This is a genomic window from Vibrio sp. 10N.222.48.A3, assembly GCF_041475345.1.
In the GTDB taxonomy this organism is placed as follows: Bacteria; Pseudomonadota; Gammaproteobacteria; order Enterobacterales; family Vibrionaceae; genus Vibrio; species Vibrio tasmaniensis_A.
Genome location: NZ_JBFRVX010001250.1, coordinates 1 through 458, shown reverse-complemented (window position 1 = coordinate 458; position 458 = coordinate 1). Strand labels below are relative to the sequence as shown.

General features: G+C 50.7%; 1 protein-coding gene. It reads right to left on the bottom strand.

The genetic code is table 11. The features are described from left to right. Nucleotides 1-458: ABC transporter permease (locus AB4653_RS25395; RefSeq protein WP_372105610.1), on the bottom strand; the 458-nt coding region annotated here is incomplete at both ends.

Below are 458 nucleotides of genomic sequence, written 5' to 3'. Positions count from 1 at the left end.
CCCCATAATGTTGCCACCGACCATCATTGAACAACCAACCTCAGTGACGATACGAGAGAAGGCAGCGATAGTTGCAGCTAAAAGAGGGAAGCGCGTTTCCCAAATTAACGTACACGCCACACGAGTCGTTGATACGCCAAGCGTGCGCGCCGTTTCAACCGCTCGGCGGTCACTGGCCTGCAGAGCGCCATGCATCATCGCAACTAGGATAGGGAAACAGATCAGCATCTGACCTAGAATCATCGCCTTTTGCGTGAACAGTAATTGCCAGTCACCTAAAGGACCAGAACGAGAGAGCATCATGTACATCAACAAGCCAATTACCACGGTCGGTATCGCTTGTAAGGTGTTGATCACCGAAAGCAGCGCCCATTTACCGGGGAATTCGGTGTAAGCCAGTAAGAAAGCCATAAGGATTGCAGGAACAATCACTAATGAGATGGCGGACAAAGATACGC